At 40.4% G+C, this 19,862-nt stretch carries 12 protein-coding genes; all 12 read left to right on the forward strand.

Annotation, left to right across the window (positions count from 1 at the left end):
- Window positions 1-3 precede the first annotated feature (3 nt).
- The 12 genes from narH (at window position 4) to H3V01_RS02565 (ending at window position 19,853) form a co-directional block, all read left to right on the forward strand.
- Window positions 4-1,557 (forward strand): nitrate reductase subunit beta, encoded by a 1,554-nt coding sequence (narH, locus tag H3V01_RS02510; RefSeq protein WP_198185897.1) that lies wholly within the window; start codon window positions 4-6, stop codon window positions 1,555-1,557.
- Window positions 1,558-1,566: 9 nt separating this feature from the next.
- A complete protein-coding gene (narJ, locus tag H3V01_RS02515; RefSeq protein WP_037488732.1) occupies window positions 1,567-2,202 on the forward strand; it encodes a nitrate reductase molybdenum cofactor assembly chaperone in 636 nt (211 codons plus the stop codon).
- A gap of 12 nt (window positions 2,203-2,214) precedes the next feature.
- Window positions 2,215-2,904: a respiratory nitrate reductase subunit gamma gene (gene narI / locus H3V01_RS02520; RefSeq protein WP_025330500.1), complete on the forward strand. Its 690-nt coding sequence runs from the start codon at window positions 2,215-2,217 to the stop codon at window positions 2,902-2,904.
- Between the two features lie 550 nt (window positions 2,905-3,454).
- A complete protein-coding gene (locus H3V01_RS02525) occupies window positions 3,455-4,204 on the forward strand; it encodes a DUF3304 domain-containing protein (protein WP_198185898.1) in 750 nt (249 codons plus the stop codon).
- Between the two features lie 129 nt (window positions 4,205-4,333).
- The gene (locus tag H3V01_RS02530; protein ID WP_198185899.1) at window positions 4,334-5,092 is read left to right on the forward strand and encodes a DUF3304 domain-containing protein; all 759 of its coding nucleotides are present in this window, start codon (window positions 4,334-4,336) and stop codon (window positions 5,090-5,092) included.
- Between the two features lie 23 nt (window positions 5,093-5,115).
- The gene (locus H3V01_RS02535) at window positions 5,116-9,519 is read left to right on the forward strand and encodes a T6SS phospholipase effector Tle1-like catalytic domain-containing protein (protein WP_198185900.1); all 4,404 of its coding nucleotides are present in this window, start codon (window positions 5,116-5,118) and stop codon (window positions 9,517-9,519) included.
- A 536-nt stretch (window positions 9,520-10,055) separates the two neighbouring features.
- A complete protein-coding gene (locus H3V01_RS02540) occupies window positions 10,056-12,485 on the forward strand; it encodes a type VI secretion system Vgr family protein (protein ID WP_198185901.1) in 2,430 nt (809 codons plus the stop codon).
- 3 nt (window positions 12,486-12,488) lie between these two features.
- Entirely contained in the window at window positions 12,489-13,262 is a 774-nt protein-coding gene (locus tag H3V01_RS02545) for a DUF4123 domain-containing protein (RefSeq protein ID WP_078474588.1), read from the forward strand.
- Window positions 13,263-13,275: 13 nt separating this feature from the next.
- Window positions 13,276-13,914 (forward strand): tetratricopeptide repeat protein, encoded by a 639-nt coding sequence (locus tag H3V01_RS02550; RefSeq protein WP_025330509.1) that lies wholly within the window; start codon window positions 13,276-13,278, stop codon window positions 13,912-13,914.
- Entirely contained in the window at window positions 13,901-15,022 is a 1,122-nt protein-coding gene (locus tag H3V01_RS02555; protein ID WP_084585987.1) for a hypothetical protein, read from the forward strand. Before H3V01_RS02550 ends, H3V01_RS02555 begins: the two co-directional genes overlap by 14 nt.
- Window positions 15,023-15,043: 21 nt before the next feature.
- Complete coding sequence (locus H3V01_RS02560; RefSeq protein ID WP_084585986.1) at window positions 15,044-18,286, forward strand: ImcF-related family protein; 3,243 nt, start codon at window positions 15,044-15,046, stop codon at window positions 18,284-18,286.
- Entirely contained in the window at window positions 18,276-19,853 is a 1,578-nt protein-coding gene (locus H3V01_RS02565) for a TssA family type VI secretion system protein (protein ID WP_198185902.1), read from the forward strand. The genes H3V01_RS02560 and H3V01_RS02565 overlap by 11 nt, the downstream gene beginning before the upstream one ends.
- Window positions 19,854-19,862 lie beyond the last annotated feature (9 nt).

Below are 19,862 nucleotides of genomic sequence, written 5' to 3' on the forward strand. Positions count from 1 at the left end.
ATCATGAAAATTCGTGCACAAATCGGAATGGTGTTAAATCTGGACAAGTGTATTGGCTGTCATACCTGTTCTGTTACCTGTAAAAATGTATGGACCAGTCGTGACGGGGTCGAATATGCCTGGTTTAATAATGTAGAAACGAAACCCGGTATCGGTTATCCGAAAAACTGGGAGGATCAGGAACAGTATAAAGGTGGCTGGGTACGTGAAAATTCAGGCAAACTGAAACTGAAGCAGGGTAATCGTCTCAAAGTATTGGCCAATATCTTTGCCAACCCTAATATGCCGGCTATTGACCAGTATTATGAACCGTTTACCTATGATTATGAGCATCTGCAAAATGCCCCGCTGATGCAAACACCGCCTACAGCACGGCCTGTTTCGGTATTAACCGGGCAGAAAATGGATAAAATTCACTGGGGACCGAACTGGGAAGATGATTTAGGCGGTGAATTTGCCAAGCGTTCTAAAGATAAACTTTTTGATGGCATTCAGAAAGACATCTACGCTGCTTTTGAAAACACATTTATGATGTATTTGCCGCGTCTGTGTGAGCATTGCCTGAATCCAGCCTGTGTGGCCAGTTGCCCGTCCGGTTCAATATACAAGCGTGAAGAAGATGGGATTGTCCTGATTGATCAGGATAAATGCCGTGGCTGGCGTATGTGTGTTTCTGGCTGTCCTTATAAAAAGATTTACTACAACTGGGTGGCAGGCAAAGCGGAAAAATGTATTTTCTGTTATCCGCGCATTGAAGGCGGTCAACCGACAATTTGTTCAGAAACCTGTGTTGGCAGAATACGTTATCTTGGTGTACTCCTTTATGATGCAGACCGGATCAGTGAGAGTGCTGCGATAGAAAATCCTCAGGATTTATATGAACAGCAACTGGATATTTTTCTTGATCCGAATGATCCTGAAATTGCCAAAGAAGCACTGGCTCAGGGAATTCCGGCAGACTGGATACAGGCTGCTCAGAATTCACCAGTTTATAAAATGGCGGTTGAATGGAAAGTGGCATTTCCGTTGCATCCAGAATATCGTACTTTACCGATGGTTTGGTATATTCCGCCGTTATCACCAATTCAGTCTGCGGTTGAATCCGGTGTTATTGGTCAGAATGGTCTGATTCCGGAAATAAAAGATATGCGAATTCCGATTGAATATCTGGCCAATCTGCTGACTGCCGGTAAAACCGAACCCATTATTAATGCGCTGCAAACCATGATTGATATGCGTAAATACATGCGCAGCAAAAATATTTATTCTGAAGAGCAGGCATTACAGGAATTGTCCGGACATCGTTTGAGTGCTGCACAAATTGAAGAAATGTATCAGATAATGGCAATTGCCAATTATGAAGACAGATTTGTCATTCCAAGTGCACATAAAGAACTGGTCAGCAATACTTTTGAGGAAAAAGCCAGTTGCGGATTTTCTTTTGGAGATGGCTGCCATAACGGCCACAGCAAAGAAAGCCTGTTTGGTACACGCAAAGCTTCACCGATTATTTTTCATGGACTGCGTAAGAAAAATAATCGTCAGTCGGCCTCATAGGACAGACAAATGTATAAAATTTTATCCATCTTACTAAGCTATCCAAGGCAGGAATGGTTAGACCATACTGATGAATTGCATTCAATTCTGGCCGATCAGTTATCTGCTAATCAGATTTCGGTATTACAGCCATTTTTTGAACATTTACGCACGCATGATGAAATCGATCTTCAAGAAGTATATGTAGCTACTTTTGATCGCAGTCGCAAACATGCTTTACACATGTTTGAACATCTGCATGGAGAAGATCGCATCCGTGGTCAGGCGATGGTCGATTTACTGGCAGAATATCAGAAACACGGCTTTGAACCTGCCGATAATGAATTGCCGGATTATCTGCCTTTATTTTTAGAATTTTTGTCTCATGTTGCCGAAGATGAAGCCAAAAATTTACTTGCTGATGCAGTACATGTGATTGGCTATATAGCTGACAACCTGCATCAGAGTAAATCAGTGTATGCACCGGTTATGGATGCAGTTGTCGCTTTATCTCCAGTTAAACCACAGCCATTACAGGCTGCACCAGTACGCAATATGGACGAAGCTCTGGAAAAATTCGGACCAACAGCAGAAGGACTGGAACCGTTATTAAATCAGCCGTCTGTGCAGGAAGTGCAATTTTTCCGCAATAAAAAATTCAGTTAGCCGGGAGACAGCATGTATTATCTTAATCAATTTATTTTCGGCATTTTTCCTTATATTGCCGCCAGTATTTTTTTTCTGGGCAGTTTGATTCGTTTTGATACAAATCAGTATTCATGGAAGTCTGAATCAAGCCAGCTGCTTTATCCGCGCCTGCTGCGAGTTGGCAATATTCTGTTTCATATTGGTGTACTCGGACTGTTTTTCGGACATCTGGTCGGTTTGCTTACGCCTGTAGTAGTTTGGGATACACTTGGTGTTACTCATGAAGCCAAGCAGCTGACAGCAATGATTGCCGGCGGAATAATGGGTACCCTTGCTTTAATCGGATTACTGATGCTTATTTACCGGCGTTTCAGCTGTGCACGTTTACTGGCCAACAGTAGCTGGCGCGACAAACTGGTATTAATCTGGTTGCTGATTACGCTTTGTCTGGGGCTGGGTACTATCCATGTTTCTGCGCATCATCTGGACGGAGCAGAAATGATTAGCCTGATGCAGTGGGCTCAGCATATTGTGACATTCAGAGGCGGTGCAGCGGATATTATTGCGCATGTCAGCCCGATTTTTAAATTACACCTCTTTATGGGTATGAGTGTATTTGTAATCTTTCCATTTACCCGTCTGGTGCATATCTGGAGCGGATTTGGTACTTTAGTCTATCTGAAGCGTAAAACACAGCTGGTCAGAAGCAGACGTTATTAAATAGTTTCTAAAAAAAAAGGCAGTACTGGTATTCAGTACTGCCTTTTTTATAATTTAAAAATCAATCTAAAATTTAACCTGCTCATTTGCCTCTACAGCTTAAATTTCATTTTCAGAAAATCTTTGTTTTTTCCTGTCTTCTTACTATTATTAAAATTTACCTATATTTTTTTAAACTGGTGGATAGAATTACTAAATCAACATTTCCGCCTGAAATAAACTTACTCGCAAAAGAATCATTTGACCATATAATTTCAGCAACGTGAGTATCGGTGTCAGCTACACTCAGTCATTAAATCAATAGCAGATTATCGTCGCAATAAAGCCAGAACGGATGCATTGAAAACACAGCGTAAAAATATTTGGCAAGTAATTTTACTGCGATATATCTGGCAGCTTGAAAAAATTGCCGGTAACGACACATAAATAAAGATTAATAAAGTAAATATTGACGAAAAACAAAGTTAATTCATTTTTATAATAATAGGATATTGATAGATAAAATTTGTACAATTCAACAATAACTATAAATATCAAAAAGGTTAGGGTGATGAAAAAAACATGGGCATGGCTGGCGATGCTGGCAGCAATCGAATTAATGGGTTGTACCAGCCATTTCGAACCATTTGTCGGTATAACCTCAGGTAAAAACCGCATGTATGCCGCACCGGTAGAAGCAATTGAATACAATTATGAAAATATGAGCGGGGGTAGTATTGGCGGAGGCTGTATCCCTAACACTCCGGGAATAGATGATTATGATGTAGGTAAAAAACGCTATGGTGGCGGTTCGACTTGCGGTGCAGCAGCACTTAGGGCTAAATGGACACCGGGTATGACCATGAAGATTTATTGGGAAGTATTACCTTATCCAGGATGGAAGCCAAGAATACTAAATACTGCAGGAGTAAATATAGATAAAAAAGAATTACAAATAATTGATCAGTATGATGAATATTATTCAGCAGAAATACCCTTACCTCCGCCGCCGCCATCAGCCGGAGATGATTTTGGTCAGGTAGCTAATATTACAGTACATTTCCTTCCATGCAATCAGTTATTTATCACTTATGGAACAATAGAAGAAGGGCGTAATCCGGTACACTGGAAATTGTTTGCCGAAAGCCAGAAACTGTGTACGCCACGTCCAAGCGTTAAATCGATGGCAGATTATCGCCGCAACAAAGCCAGAATGGATGCAGTGAAAGCGGAACGTAAAAATATTCCACAAGTAATCTTACCGCGTTATATCAAGCAGCTGGAAGAGGAAGGTAAATTACCGGTAACGACACATAAATAGATATTAATAATCAAATAAATATAACAACAAACAAAGTTAATTCATTTTTATAATAATAGGATATAGGTAGATAGAATTTTAAAAGTCAGCAATAACTATAAATATATAAATACAAGAAAGGCAGAAGAGATGAAAAAAACATGGATGTGGCTGGCGATACTGGCAACAATCGAATTAATGGGTTGTACCAGCCATTTCGAACCTTTTGTTGGCATAACCTCAGGTAAAAACCGCATGTATGCCGCACCTGTTGAAGCTTATGAATACAATTATGAAAATGTGAGCGGGGGTAGTATCGGAGGAGGATGTATTCCGGGTACACCAGGTGTTGATGATTATGAAGTTGGTAAAAGACGTTATGGAGGAGGAGCTACCTGTGGTGCAGCGGCACTGAGAGCAAAATGGACACCAGGCATGACTATGAAAATTAATTGGAAAATATTACCTTATCCGGGATGGGTGCCAAGAATGCTAAATACCGCAGGAGTGAATTTAGATAAAGAAGAAAAACGAATAATTGATCAGTATGATGAATATTATTCAGCAGAAATACCCTTACCACCACCACCACCATCAGCCGGAGATGATTTTGGTAAAGTAGCAAATATTACGGTACATTTTCTTGCTTGCAATCAGTTATTTATCACTTATGGGACGATAGAAGAAGGTCGTAATACACCAATGCATTACAAACTGTTTGCCGAAAGCCAGAAATTGTGTACGCCACGCCCAAGTGTTAAATCGATGGCAGATTATCGCCGCAACAAAGCCAGAATGGATGCAGTGAAAGCGGAACGTAAAAATATTCCGCAGGTAATCTTACCGCGTTATATCAAGCAACTGGAAGCAGAAGGCAAATTACCGGTAAGTGGCAGTAAAGTACAATAATTTTATTAATAAGGGAGATTATTATGACTGATAATGCAAAACAGCCTGATGATAGTAAACCAAAAGCCAATGGCAGCTCTAAATCTTCAAATATCGATAAGCAGTTTAATTTGGGACATATGGTAGAAGATATATTTGGTTTAAACCGTCCCGAAGTCAATACCGACGACCCGAATGATAAACCCAGTGCTATCGGAAAAGTAATTAATAAAGCCGGTAAAAAAATAGGAGAGATTGGCACAGGTATAGGTGAGATAGCTCAAAAAGGCATAGATGCAGTTCAAGGGGTACTGGATGAGTTACCACCATTGAAAGATATTGATTTTGACTGGCCGGTTATGCATAAGCCACAGGTTTTTCCAACTGAGCCGGGCGGGCGCCTGCCGGCTTCAATTGAGGTAATTCAGGAAAATAGAGGTGATTGCTTTTATAAGGGTCCTAAAGAGGACAAGCCGTGCCAGAAAATCATTAAAATCAGTTTTTTCTTTGATGGTACCAATAATCATGAAAAGGCAGATAAAGTAGTCAGCGGTGCCGAAGCACCTACTGAAGATGAACTGAAAAAACAGGAAAAAGCAGCACCGCAAGCCAAAATGATAGCTGCGTATACCTATCCTCGTACCAGTAATGTAGCACGTTTATTCCATGCCTGTATGGGAGCAGGAGGAACACCGGGTGAGGTTAGCTATAGTTCGCCTATGATAGAAAATGGTTGGTTTAAACATTATATTCAAGGCGTGGGAACGCGTTTTGAAGAAATCGGTGATTTGGATCCGGGTTTCAGTGGTGAGATGTTTGCACGCTATGGGCAGTCGCGGATTAACTGGGCACTGACACGCTTATGCGCCACACTTGGTCTATGTAAAGTTTTTAATGAAAAGCCTTTATTATTAACAACAGCGCAAAAAATGATTAAAGGCATGGATTCAAAAATTGGCCGTAAAAACCAGCTTGATGAGTATATAGACTCGCTGGTTTTTGCCAACAGTAATCAGCCATTACCACAGGCAATCAAACTGTATGTAATCGGATTTTCACGCGGAGCGGCTGAGGGACGTACTTTTATTAACTGGCTGCTGGAATACTTGCTGGAGCGTCCGGAGAATGCCGATGCAAAAAAACAGCTGGAAAAATTGATGGAACAGCGTCGCCAGCAACGAAAAGAATTACGCGAGTACTATCGTAAATATCCAGAAGCAAAGGCAGAAGCTCAAAAGCAGGCGATAGAAGAGGAAAAAGCGGCTAGCAGTGGCGTTAAACCGAATACAACACAGAACGGAGCCAAGCCGGGACAAGGGTCGCAGTCAGCGCCGCCTAAAGCCCCGGGCAATAATACGGGTAATCAGCAAAACAATAATAATGGTACGAATAAAAATTCAAACAACAGCGGTCCGGTTAACGGAGCCAATACCACGGCCAGTCTGAATCAGTCTGCCAATATCAATGCCAATCGCAAGGATGATAAGAAGACTGAACCTAAACCTGAATTTATCTATCTTAAGCTTAGAGGTATCCCGATCTATATCGAAATGGCTGGTTTGTTCGATACGGTAGCCAATGTAGGTATGTCTCCGCTAACTTCCTTGATTAGTGGTCATTTTGGCTGGGCGCATGGCACCATGTCTTTGGAACAGGCAGCGGCTGCGCGCTTTGTAAAAAGCTGCTATCACTTTGTGGCCGGGCATGAACAGCGCAGAAGTTTTTCCGTTGAAAGTATCTGTATTGACGGCGGTTATCCGCGTGGTGGCGGCGCTGAGTTTCGTGAGTATACTTATCCTGGTGTCCATGCGGATATAGGCGGCGGCTATCCGCCGGGTGCACAGTTTAAAAGTAACTTTGGTATGGGGCATGTAGTAGCTCAGATAACTTTGCATGATATGTATAAACGCTGCTGGCAGCATGGCATGCCTTTACAAGTTTGGGCAGAGCATCCAAGTTTAAGTTCTCAAATGAAAAAAAAGCCAAAATTTCAGCTTAAACGTTATGAGAAAATGAATAAAAATACTATTAAGGAATTTGACACACAACCTGAAATGGTAGAGCGGTTTAATGCCTGGCTGGAAACAACTGTTCTCGACAATATCACGAAGAGTTTGCAGAAGCAGGTTCATCATATTACGGCCTGGCGGATTCTGCGCTGGGTTAAAGACGGAATAGATGGTTATGCTACATTTCTGGGGCTGGCCATTACACGCAAAAAAGGATCTGCCGGAGAAAAAGAAGATGCTGAACAGGTTAGCGCACGGGAAAAAATCATTGCTCAGGGGCGCAAAGAGGCAAATGAAAAACTTTCTAATGCCTCCGGTGGTTTAGTGCCGGCATCATCTGATTCAATTGCAGATGATGATAAATTATGGCAGCAGGCCGGTTTGGGAGACATACCGGCAGAAAAACGCGATGATTTTTTAAATGGCATGATTAATAAAAATTATGATCCGGTGAATGATGGTTGGGATATGCTGGAAAGTGCCAAAGAATTCAAAGCAGATTATCTGCATGAGTTTCGTTTTGAATCTTTCCTGTCATTAGGATTCTTAATGAAAACTTTTGCCGGCAGTATTTATATGCTCAATAATGTAGATGAGGCGGCTGAGTTTAAAAATATACATGAAGAAGGCGATAAGCTTTATTTTGGAGATCCGGCAAAAAATGAAAAAAAAGCTCCGCCTCCGCCTCCTTCTCAGGATGATGGATTTGAAGGTGATCCGGTAGCAACGGGAGCAACACCGCCGATAGTATCATCTAATAAAAAGGATAAGTCTGGTTCTATTTTTGACGGGCTGTTTGAAAATCTGGATATTGGCGCTGTAGCTACAGGCATTATATTAGACAGAGTAAAAGATAAAATTAATAAGGGTAAGAAAAAAGCAGAAGCCGCAAAAGATAAGTCTGGCAAAAAGCCGGAAAAGGTATCCGGCAAGGATAATGCTCTGGCAATTTTATCCAGCGTCTGGGAACGGCTTAATAGCAAAGATAAGCGTGATGTAACGGTATTAATGGATAAAATTAAAAAAACACCGGAGCAGTATTCCAAAACATTCGGAAAAATAGTTACGCTGTTTGACGAACAGATTCATGATTCGCGTGCCAAATACATGCATTCAATATTGAATGACCGTGAACCATTTACCAGTTATTTTGCACACCGGCTTGTATTCAGTGGTTCAACGTCTAATAAACAGATTACACCGCTAATGTTGCAGAATAATCTTATTGGTATCGCCGGTCTTGCTCGCAGTGCTTATATGTCTATCCGCTATGGTAATCCGGCCTATATTTTGTTAGGACTCAATAACCCTGAATTTTTTGTAACAGAAAATGAACGCAAAGCATATGAAGCACTGATTAACGGATTTGATGCGATTGCAGTCAATCCTGATACCGGTAAAATTATACTTAACGGTAAAAATATTAAAAATATTTATAATCTGTATCAGAATTCGCAGCAATCAATTCAGAAAATAAAAGAAGCCCATGAAAAACTAACTGAATGGAACGGACGTGATTTTGCAGATAAGATTACTCAGGAAATAGCAAAATATGGCGATGAAACAATAAAAAATCTACAGCAGATTCGCCAGCTGCTGGAGGAACAAAAGGCTGCGCTTAAAGCAGCTGCCGAAGCTGAAAAACAAAAGAAACAGGCTGAATTAACACAAAGCCAGGCAGCAGCAATGGCTAAGGCAAGCGAAGCACAAGCCAATGAGGCCGAGGCTGGCGGTGCCGAAACAGCCGCTCAGCTTGAACAACAGCTAAATACAATGATTAGCAAAATTGATAAAAATATTAATCAGCTGCAATCATTACTGGAATCGTCGGGTAGTAGCGGGGACGCCAGTGCGCTGGAGCATGCTCAGGAAATACTCAAGCAGCTTGATCCGCAACTGGTGAAAGGATTAAATCTAAACAATCTCAGTAATCTGGATAAAGCCCGTCAGGCTTTAAATGGAGCTCAAAATGCCATACAAGCCGGAAATATAACGGTTCCGAATGGCAGTTTGGTAAATGTATTACCGGCGCAACAGCAACTAGCGGATATTAATCCGCAATCTATGGCAGATTATCTGAGTAATCAAATTGCTCAATATCAGCAAAATCTGCTGCAGCAGACTCAGGCTACCGTATCGCTTATGCACAATGGCGTCAATGATCCGCAGACGCTTGCACAGGTCTTTTACCGAAATGCGCAGGGTGATATTGCTGACCAGGCAGTAAATAACATCAGCAAAACTACACTAAACAGTATGGGAATGTCGGATCTGGAGCTGAATGAATTCTTACCGGAAAATATTGCTAACCGCAGCCAGACAGAAATTATTCAGCTGGTACAGCAACTGCGCAGCGGAAATGTTCCGGCTGAACTGCAATCATTACCGAAATACCGTTTGCAGCTAATGGCCAAAGTGCTGGAAAGCTGGCTTGTCTGAGGCTTACGACCGGCATGATTATTTCTCTGCCGGTCTGATAAAACTGTGCAAAGGTGAAAGTATATTATCTGATTTGGTTTTGAATCATAAGAAGCAAAAATGATGAATAGTGTTGCACAAATAACTGAAAAGTTGATTTATATATAAAATAAGTATTTTTGTGTTAAAATTATTAAATCAGTTAGATGTAAATTTCAAAAATATTTACATCTTATAATCCTGAAAAGTGATTTCAGATTCAAATCGGATTTGGCTGGCTGCTGTGAAAACTAACCGAATCTGTGAACAAGTGTAGATTGAATCTGATATTATATTTTTGTTTTGCTTTTGAATTTCATGCGGGAATAAAGTTGGCAGTATACGGCAGACTGGACTGTATATAAATTGAGTAAATATATATTTTCAATTGTATTGATTTTTTAAATTTTGTAGTCAGTAACCTGTATGCGGGAATATTTTTCCGTATCAGCACTATATCGGCTGATACGGAAACAGAACTGTCAGTCATGTATAAAGGTTTAATAAAGGGTGATTAAATGCAACAGCGTTATTATCTGAAACTGAACGCAAATCTGGCTAATTTTGACCAGTTTTCGGTGCGAAGATTCAATCTGGAAGAAAAGCTGGATGATTATTACGTGTTACAGCTTGAAGCAACGCATATAGCTGCTGACTTACCTCTGGAAAATTTTATTCATCAGCGTGTAATGTTTGAGATGGCTCCGGATATTGACTGGAGCGGAGTGATGCAGGTGTCTCGGCAGCAGCTCGATGATTCTGACAACCGGCGCTGGCATGGTGTTATTCAGAGTGCGGAACAGATAGCAACCAGTGCTGATGAAACCTGCTATCGATTTACTATTGTGCCTCGCCTGGCTTTACTGAACCGTATTACTACCACAAGGCTGTTTCAGAATGAGACGGCACTGAGTATTGTTGAGAAAATTCTGCGTCATCATGGTTTTGCCAGTGAAGATTTTCTGCTGAAATCATCCCGTTCGTTACCGCGCTATGAACATCGCATGCAGTATCGGGAAACCGATTATGCATTTATTAAGCGTGTACTGGCTCGTGAAGGATTATGGTTTACCTTTACACAGACAGCTTCCAATGAAGTAATTTCTGTAGCTGATGATGTAAGCCATTATATTCAGCTGCGGCAGCAGGCATTACCATTCAAACCGGATGCTGGTTTAGAAAGTGATCTGGAGGGGCTGGAAAGCAAACTGGAAGCGCAGCTCTCATTTGATGTGAATGCTACGGCACAGGGTATCAAGGATAATTTGAAACAGCAATTAATGCAGGGGCTGATGGCAAAATATTCTGTATCCGAATTTCATGTTCGCTATAAAGCTCAGTATGAAAGTGTACAGATTAAAGATTATAACTATCGGGATGCTAATAACAGTCTGCTAGGCAAAGCCGGCTTTAATGAGCAGCAGCCTGCAGCATTTGGTCAGCCTTATATCTACGGATTTTTTCATCATAAAGATAGCGGGCAGGCGCAGGAATATGCCCGAATTTTGCATGAGCATTCTGTATCCCGCCATATTCTGGCCACTGGTAAAAGTAATGTTCAGAGCTTTGCTCCCGGTTTTACCATGGGATTTTCCTCTGATGCCAGAGTAGGCAATATTCGTCAGTGGCTGCTGGTCAGTGTTCATCATTCTGGTGCGCGCGATGAAGATTACATTAATTCATTCTCTGCTATACCCTCAGACAGCCAGTGGCGTCCGGAGCCGATTAAACACCCGATTATAGACGGAACGATACCGGGAACCATCTGTGATGCCGGCCAGGGGCCATATGCATGGGTTGATGAGATGGGTCGTTACATCGTTAAGTTTAATCTGGATATGGATGGCTGGCAGCCGGGTGGTGAAAGCAGACCCATCCGTCTGGCTAAGCCTTATGCGGGCGGGCAGTACGGGCAGCATTTTCCGCTGCATGTAGGTACAGAAGTACAGCTGGCTTTTCAGAACGGTGATCCCGACCGGCCGTATATTATTGGCGTTTTACATACCAGCACTCAGCCGGATCATGTTCCGAATACATGGCGTACCCGTAATGTAATTCGTACCTGGGCAAATAATAAAATCCGCATGGAAGACCTCAGCGGTCATGAACATATCAAAATGGCTACTGAGTACCATAAAACCCAGCTTAATCTGGGGCATCTGGTAGACAGCGGACGGGATAAGCGTGGAGAAGGTTTTGAGCTGCGAACTGATGGCTGGGGAGCTTTGCGTTCTGCACGAGCATTATATCTGACTACTGAAAATCAGGCTGCCGCCAACGGCATGCAAATGGATCGTACGGTAGCAGTCAAAGAAATTGAAGGTGCACTCAGTCAGGCCAGTCATCTTGCCGACGTGACAGCCAAGCATACTTCAATCAAACCCAGATTAGAGACATTATCTGATTTAGGTGAAAACTGTGCTTATCTGGAAAAACCGGTTATTTTAACCAGTGCAGTTGCCGGAATGGCGCAGGTTTCACCAAAATCTATTCTTAACAGTGTTGGTCAGGATATTCATCAGCAGGCGGGTAAAGATGTATTTACCGGTGCCGGTGAAAACATTACACAAACTGCTGTCAAATCTGTACAGGTATTGGCTCAGACAGAAGATTTAAATCTGGTAGCCGGCAAGAAAACTGCGCGTCTGGCTTCACATGGTAGCGCAGTGGAAATTACTGCGGCGAAAAAAATCTCTGTTCAGTCTGTAGGTGATGAGGTACTGGTTAATGCAAAAAGCGGTATCAAGCTGGCCAGCGGTGGTGCTTATATAGAAATTAAAGGCGGAAAAATCAGCCTGTACAGCCCCGGTCCGATTGAATATAAAGGTAATCATCAGTTTCAGGGGCCACAGGGCGGTAATTTCCCGTTACCGGAATTACCTGGTTCAGTTTGTCTTGAGTGCTTGCGCAAGGCACGTGCACAAGGTGTTGGCATTGTAGAGAGATAATCAATGAATACTTATCGTGACGTGCTGGCACAATTTATCAATTTTACTAACGAGACTGATGAGAAAACTCTTTTTCTGATTATCGATTTATGTACTTGTGACTATCCTCTTCTGGCTGCCATAGAAAACTGGCAGCCGGCATTGCAGTATTCTCTGCTATTTGAGCAAACACCCGAATCTCATATCAAGGAAGAAGGGCCGCTGTTGCTGGCACTTGATATCAGGAATGAAAACCATCGGGAAATACTGGAAAAAATATGTGAAATTACTCATATGAATAATCGCTTGCTGGCTTTCAACAGCAACTATCCTTTTGGTACTTTAGAAGTTCATCTTCGCCGTGCCATGCAAGTGAAATGGGGTAAAAAAGAGGGATTACTTCGATTTTATGCACCAGATATGTTTGATCCGGTTAACATGGTGTTAACAAATTCACAAAAAAACTGGCTGCATCAATATATGTTGCGCTGGTTTTTTGTTGATGATTCCGGAGAGTGGGTAATTTATCAGGCCGATTATCCGCAGTGTGATCAGAATGAATTTGATGTAAATGGTTTTGTTTTTACTGAAAAACAGTATGATACTTTGTTGTTATGGGCTGATGCATATAATTACCGGCGTAATTATGGTATTGCTTTGGATGCAGATGAGTATGGCGGTGAAAGGATGTTAATTAACCAGCTATATGTCCTTGCTGCGGAAGCTGATACCAGATTGATTTTAAGCCAGGAAGAACGTGTTCAGTTTTTTAGGAATAATTTGCAGAAAATTATATAGGAAAGGCTGAAAGATGTTACGACGTATATTGACAGCATTTTGTTTATGCTTTGCTTTGATACAAATGGCCTGGGCGGGTACATATGATGATGCCGCTGCTGCTGCTCAAAACCGGCAATATGATAAAGCCTTAGTTTTATTTCAGAAAGCCATTAATGAAAATGATGATGCACGGGCATATAACAGTTTGGGTACGCTGTATGAAATGGGTTTGGGTGTACCGCAGGATTATGCTACCGCAGCAAAATATTATGAACAGGCTGTAAAAAAAGGCAATGTAAAAGCCAATGGTAATCTCGCCGTATTGTATGAGCGCGGATTAGGTGTAAAAAAGGATTGGGGCAAGGCGATGGGCTATTATTTTAATGGTCTGAACAGAGGTGACGGCAAATCCATGAACAATCTGGGGGTGATGGCCCTTAATGGCGAAATTCTGCCCAAAAATATTTCTGTTGCATGGGCTTTGTTTGCCAGTGCTGCGATTCTTAAAGACAGAGAAGCACCGCATAATCTTGCTGTAGTTGAAACCAAAATGACCAAAGCGGAAATTGAGCAGGGTAAAGTAGTTTTTAAAGCCCTGCATCAGGTAAAGAGTAAAAAACCGCCTATGGATATTATGTTAGATTATTTAGGCTGGCATGATTACGAATAGTATACAACGTCAGACTACATGGCTGCCGCCAAGACCAGTTCGCTGGCTTGCGTGGCTGGCCTTATATGCTTTGGCAATTGGTATTAATAAAAAATATGCAGATTCAATTATTACCCATTTCGGACTGGAAATCACAGTACACTGGCAAAAGTGGATGATATCTGTAATGCCGGCAGTAGTAATAGTAACTTTACTTCTGCTGGTGCGCTGTATCTGGTATCAGTTATGGTTAATTTACCAGCGTAATAATCAGTTTGTTTATAATGAAAAAATTTTGAATAATCAAAAGTACTGGTCGGAATATATGGTACTGGAAGAGGTAATATTGCACTGCGGCCAGTTAAATCATGCTTCCGATTTTTATACATATCTAGGACTGTCTCCAGAAGAGCGGCAGAAATCTGTATTTGAATCAATGAGTATGGAAATACCGGTTCAGAGCAATTCTTCTGTTTATTCTGACCGTTTGCATATTGTTTTATCACAACTGGTTCAGATATTATCTTCAAAAGAATATTTTACTGAACAATATACACAGTATTTATGGCTATGGGCAGCAGACAGAGAAAGCTGGCTGGTATTTAGGGAGCTTGTTATTGCTGAAGGCGGATATTGTCCGGCGGTACCGGATTATTATGTTAAGTTTGAGGATTTAAACTGGATTATTGACCGTTTTCAGGAAGAACTTTATCAAAAAATTCTATTACTCGGGTTTGAGTGTCAGCCTGAGTTTGAATTGTATCTGGCAATGATTTTTGCCCGAAAAGGAAAAATAGCAAAAATACAGCGAGCTTTTGATACACAAATGTGGCGTATGGATCAGGATTATTTTTTTACAGCCATGACTGAAAAAGTTTCTGGTTTCCAGATTGAAAGCCATACACAAGAAGTAACTCAGCCGGAAATAAAAGAATTGACTGAAGATTTAACTGCAAAAGATTATGAAATCTTGCCGTATAGTATAGATAAACCGGATTTTTTTCAAAAATTACAGTATACGAGTGACTGGATGCAATTGCTGCTGGCAGTTTATCAGGCGCATAAACATTCCTATGTAGTACTATTTAATCATAAAGAAAAGATAATACCTGCTTCCCAGGTTAAGTAAAATTCAATTACAGGCGCGTTTATGTTAAGGTGGAACCCGTTAAGACAATTCAGTTCACGTGTAAATAGCCAATTATCCAAATTAGCGCAGGTGAATCAGAAAATTACCCAGCGCCCTAAAATTCTCAAATTATGGTTATTATGCAGTTTCCTCTGGTTGATACTTATCTGCGGATTAACTGCATTTTTATATTGGTATTATGATAAAAAATGGCTGCAAAATCATAAATTTCATTTGATAATACTGGCACTGGCCGGTTTATTTCTCTGCATTATACTGCCATTATTCTGGCGTATTTTTGTGGTTATTGACGGGCAGGAACGGACAATCCGCTTTATTGAGCGTTCGAAATATACACGTGAAAGTCCTGCACAGCAGAATTTGGTGGCTTTTCAGAATTATTTGGATCAGAAATATCCTTTATCTATTTTAAATCGCTGTTATATTCTTGCAGTACATGGTGAACCGGATGCTTTCAGCGACGTGAGTGAGCAGCTACAGCGTACAGGGTGGGTACAGGTTGACAATGTTTATCTGGTATTGATTAATGATGTGGATGAAATTGAATCCATACCGGCTTTTCGCGGCAAATATCATTGTCCTTTTGATGGATTAATAATATTGCGTGATATGAAAAGTAACAAAACTCCGGTTACTCACGATACTACTTCAGTCTGGCTGGAAAAATTTTATCAGCTGTTAAACTGGAAAATTCCGTTTATCCATGTATTTCAAAGTGAGATTGATTTAAATAAATTTCCTCTTAATCAGGTTTTTACCTGGTCATTGCCAACAGAAAATATTGTTTCAGATATCAAAATTAAAGCTGAGGATTTATTTATTCAGGCTTTTTTAAAAAGCCGGGACAGACAGTTTTTGTCTCTGATTGATTCCATTGCTATTACTAAATTAAATCCGGCTGAAAATTATTCTGAACAGCAGCAACCCTGGTTTACTGGTATGGCTATACAGGCTAAACAGAGTAACTGGTGGGAAACATGGGCGATGGTGGCAGAGCAGTTAAATCAGCAACCTGCTAAATTGATTCTACAGCCCGCTACTCAGCGACTGGCCAAAGCCGGTCTGGTAATCTGTACTGTAACCTTTTTAATGATTCTGTATGCTTTTACCAGTAATTACAGGCAGGCACAGTCATTCCGAAACCAAATCACCAGCGTGAATAAATCTTCGGGCAGCAACAATGCGATTAATTCTATACTCAGTTTACAACATCATATTGCATTGATAAATAATGTTCCGAAACCATTTTACCGTCGTCTTGGATTCAATCATGATGATATTTTGCTGAATAAAGCATTTGTAACTTATGGTAATGCTGCAAAAAAATGGCTGATAAAACCCGCTGATCAACAGATTATTCTGGTTCTGAGTTCTTTACAGCAGCTTCAGACTTTACCTAACGTAATTGAAACAAATGCGGCGGAAACAGAGAAAATTGCAGAACAAACCAGTAATGCAGTTGCTTTGGACGAAGGTTTTAATGCTCTGAAAGCATATTTAATGTTACGTCGACCTAAACGTCTGGATAATATTTTTCTAAGTGATTATTTATCACGCCTATATCGGACACAAGGCTTACAAAAAGCCGATGCTGCTCAGAATATATTCAGATTTTATACCCGGAATATGATGAAACATCGAAGCTGGTTTCTGAATGAAGATTCTGCTTTGGTGGCAGAAAGTCGGGGAGTATTGAATAATATTGTTAATCAGCAGCAGGAGGATGTTGTTATTTATCAGAATATGCTGGATTCTGCATTAGAAAAATATAGGGATATTGATTTAGTGCAGCTGGCTGGCAAAGATAGCACTCAATTCTGGACAAATAAGAATAAATTGCATGGTGCATTTACTGCACGTGCATGGAACGAATGGTTTAAACCGGAAATTGATAAACTTAATCCTGAGCATTTTAAAAATGGTTCATGGGTGCTGAATGAGTCTGAACAAAGCAACGAAAATACGGATATCCGTAAACAGATAATGGCATTGTACAAGCAGGATTATTTTGAAGCATGGACACAATTTTTATCTGGTATACAGTGGGTACCGGTTACTGGTCTGAATAAACAGATGGATCGTTTGAAAAAATATTCAGATAAAAAGAATTCAGTACTTGTTAAGTTACTAACAGCCATTCAGTTTAATGCCAGTATCGGATATCCGGAAGACCGGACTGAAAAAGGCAAAGGAGTTTTACAGGAATTTGAACCAATTGTAGATTTGATTAAAACAGTTGAAGATAGGAATAAGCAACCCAGCCGTAAACTGGATCAGTATCAGGAAAATCTGCTGGCTATGTATCTTGAAGTACAGAAAGTTCAGGGAGCTAATAATCAGGCCTCTGCTTCACAGCTTTCTTTCAATACTATTTTGAATAGTGATGATGGTTCTAATCTGGCTAAAGCTGAAGAATCTATCAACTTACAAGTAGCTAATCTGGGAGAGGAATGGCAGGATATCGGGCACACTTTACTTACTTATCCTTTTGCTGATGCTAAAAAAGCAATTTTGCTTCCGGCTTTAAACAATATTAATGCATTGTGGCAGCAGATGGTGGTTTCGCAATGGAATTCTCGTTTTGCTAATCGTTATCCACTGAATCCTTCCAGCAATCTCGATGTCTCTTTGCCTGAATTACAGAAATTTATTGATCCGCAAAAGGGTGTTGTTGCACAGTTTAATCAGCAATATTTAAATAAAATTCTGAATCTTGTTGGTAATCAGTGGATTGTTAATCCTGCTGTAATGGATCAGGTTCAGATTGATGATCAGTTTGTAACTGGTTTAAATGAATTAAATCAGTTACTAGAATTTGTTTCAGATGGCTCAAATACCGCTTCTTTTGAAATAATGCCATTGCCAACTCCCGAAGTTAAACAGATTACATTTAATTTTAATAAACAGAAAATTCAATTTTATAATGAAAAATCTTTCTGGCATAAAGTGAATTGGTCTGTTAGTGATAGTACCGATAAAAAGGCTTCAATTCAGTGGTCTGATGTGACAGATAAGACTGCTCAGCTTGAAGTAGTTGGTGATTTGAGTATTTTGCGTTTACTTGAAAAGGCTCAGGCACGCAAAAATGATGATGATACTTATCATCTTAAGTGGACAATAAAAAATAGGGTTGTAGAAATGAATCTAAAGAATTTACAAACTAACGACCTGATTACATTATTGAAGTTAAAAGGGGCGAGTTTGCCGCAACAGGTTTTCAAGGTGGATCAAGATGCAAATTAGTGCAGCACTGAAAGTTCTCCAGAAGCGGAAAATCTATGAAGATATAAAACCTTTATGGGATAGTATTGAATATCTTCTTGTTCCTGTGGAAGGTGAGATGGAAGATGTTACACATCACGATTCTTTTCTGGATATCCGACAGGAATTGGAAAAGGTCAGTGATATTCAGCTGGGTAAAATTGAAGACGCGGCCAATTATCTTTGCCAGAACGTAGGTAAGGATATTCGCGTAGCGGTATATCTGACTTATGTATTGTTTCGTCGTGAAGCCTTTCAGGGACTGATTAAAGGTTTATTATTAATATATGGAATGCAGGCAATATATACGCCTACTTTTCAGCCCCAACGTATCACCCTTATTAAAACGATGTTTCGCTGGCTGGGCGGCACAAAAATGGAAGATGCATTTTTATTGTGCCAAAGTACATTATCATCAAACGAATATCAGGTAATTACCATATTATGTGAGCTGATTCAGGAAAATTTTTCTGCACAATTTGAAGCGACAGTAGATGAGCTCAATGGCTTACTCAGCTTATTACCTGTGCCTGCTGGTGAAACTCAGGCAGCTATTAATCAAGCTGATTCAGTAACTACTGATAATAATTCAAACCAGAATAATAGTACTGATAATGATGAAGTAATTTTACGTTCTTTTCAGGATTTGATGCAGACAATGAAAACTGTAGGGCAGTTCATTGCCGATAAAGAGCAGAAACCCTATGCATCATACAGATTATTGCGTCAGTTCCGATGGGATATGCTTGAGCAGTTACCTTTGCATCAGGACGGACTGACAAAAATTCCTCCTCCGAGACAGGAACTGATAAATCGCTTACAGACATTGTATCAGCGTAAAGAGTGGAACGGATTATTAGAACAATGCCATGCCGGTTTTATGGAGGCTTCCAATCACTTTTATCTTGATTTGCAATATCTGAGCTGGAATGCAATGCAGCATTTGGCACCTGAAGCAAATGTATGGGCTGATATGCTGTGCAGTGATATGGCTTTTCTGCTTAACCGTGTACCCGGACTCGAAACATTATCCTTTAATGATAATCATCCTTTTGCTTCCGGTGAGGCTTTAGACTGGATTGCAGTTCATGCACGTTTTCAGCAGCAAAATGTAGAAGAAATGCAATTGTCTTCCGATAATAAGCTTACATCAACCGAAGATATTGACGCACAGGCATTTGTAATTCTGGCAGAGCAGGGTTTTGATAAAACGATGGAATGGCTGTCTACTGTGCAATTTGATGAAGGGCTTGAGCAGTTATACTACAAACAATTTTTACTTGCCCGATTAGCTATTAAAAGTGGCAAAACAGAATTTGCAATATCTCTGCTGGAAAAGCTTAATCAGCCCTTTTCACAGCAACCATTATTTGAATGGAATAAAAAATTAACTTTTCAGATCAAACAAGAGTTGTTAAAGCTTTTACAGCAAAAATTTATCACTATCAAAGGTAATAATAAAGAGTTTATAGCTGGACAAATTGAAGAGCTGAAAAAAGAACTGGTGTTACTCAATCCGTTTCTGGCGCATCAATTGTTGTATAGGTAAATGAAAAAT

The organism is Snodgrassella sp. M0351 (assembly GCF_016100575.1).
In the GTDB taxonomy this organism is placed as follows: domain Bacteria; phylum Pseudomonadota; class Gammaproteobacteria; order Burkholderiales; family Neisseriaceae; genus Snodgrassella; species Snodgrassella alvi.

Coding starts and splice junctions, on each gene's coding strand:
- narH (WP_198185897.1), top strand. CDS start 4: ATGAAAATTCGTGCACAAATCGGAATGGTGTTAAATCTGGACAAGTGT.
- narJ (WP_037488732.1), top strand. CDS start 1,567: ATGTATAAAATTTTATCCATCTTACTAAGCTATCCAAGGCAGGAATGG.
- narI (WP_025330500.1), top strand. CDS start 2,215: ATGTATTATCTTAATCAATTTATTTTCGGCATTTTTCCTTATATTGCC.
- H3V01_RS02525 (WP_198185898.1), top strand. CDS start 3,455: ATGAAAAAAACATGGGCATGGCTGGCGATGCTGGCAGCAATCGAATTA.
- H3V01_RS02530 (WP_198185899.1), top strand. CDS start 4,334: ATGAAAAAAACATGGATGTGGCTGGCGATACTGGCAACAATCGAATTA.
- H3V01_RS02535 (WP_198185900.1), top strand. CDS start 5,116: ATGACTGATAATGCAAAACAGCCTGATGATAGTAAACCAAAAGCCAAT.
- H3V01_RS02540 (WP_198185901.1), top strand. CDS start 10,056: ATGCAACAGCGTTATTATCTGAAACTGAACGCAAATCTGGCTAATTTT.
- H3V01_RS02545 (WP_078474588.1), top strand. CDS start 12,489: ATGAATACTTATCGTGACGTGCTGGCACAATTTATCAATTTTACTAAC.
- H3V01_RS02550 (WP_025330509.1), top strand. CDS start 13,276: ATGTTACGACGTATATTGACAGCATTTTGTTTATGCTTTGCTTTGATA.
- H3V01_RS02555 (WP_084585987.1), top strand. CDS start 13,901: ATGATTACGAATAGTATACAACGTCAGACTACATGGCTGCCGCCAAGA.
- H3V01_RS02560 (WP_084585986.1), top strand. CDS start 15,044: ATGTTAAGGTGGAACCCGTTAAGACAATTCAGTTCACGTGTAAATAGC.
- H3V01_RS02565 (WP_198185902.1), top strand. CDS start 18,276: ATGCAAATTAGTGCAGCACTGAAAGTTCTCCAGAAGCGGAAAATCTAT.